Source organism: Pseudoalteromonas sp. SWN29 (assembly GCF_015864465.1).
Taxonomy (GTDB): Bacteria; Pseudomonadota; Gammaproteobacteria; order Enterobacterales; family Alteromonadaceae; genus Pseudoalteromonas.
This window is the reverse complement of sequence record NZ_JADYXE010000196.1, coordinates 1-516: the sequence shown is the minus strand read 5'-3', so window position 1 is coordinate 516 and position 516 is coordinate 1. Positions and strand designations below refer to the sequence as shown.

Here is a 516-nt window from a genome sequence, read left to right as displayed (position 1 = left end):
ACGTAGTGCTATCACATCTTTTATAGTTACGTGACATTAGAGCACCTCCTTGATACGTGCAATGACCAGACGGACTTTAGGGAAACGCGTGACGAGAACCGGGATGAAAGGCCGGGAGCCAGTGGTCGCTTCTTTATATAAGCCAGTCGTAATCACAGCGTGAACACGGGGTGCTAACTCAATGGTCGAACCAAGCACTTTAGGGATGACTGCGTGTTTCTCAGAGGCCAGAACCGTCGAGCGGTCAGCACCACGAGCCGAAAAGATACCATTAGATTTATTGAAGTGAAGTCTTAACATTTGTGTGTCCTCCATATGTGAGTCGTATTAGCAATCAGGCCAGCAGTTGTCGTCAATAATGATTAACGCGGTAGTGGCAACAATGATAGCAACAATTATAAATAGCATGAGGTCGTTCCTCCATAGTGAGTCTAATAGAAACGCGAAAAGGCCAGCCCCTGTTAAGGACTGACTGTTTGTTGGTTTACATCTTGACCGTTGGGTCTGACTCGACAC

At 46.7% G+C, this 516-nt stretch carries 1 protein-coding gene; it reads right to left on the bottom strand.

Annotated elements, in window-relative coordinates; all coding sequences use genetic code 11:
• Positions 1–36 precede the first annotated feature (36 nt).
• Positions 37–300 (bottom strand): BC10 family protein, encoded by a 264-nt coding sequence (locus I6F53_RS20460; RefSeq protein WP_197240986.1) that lies wholly within the window; start codon positions 298–300, stop codon positions 37–39.
• Between the last annotated feature and the right edge of the window lie 216 nt (positions 301–516).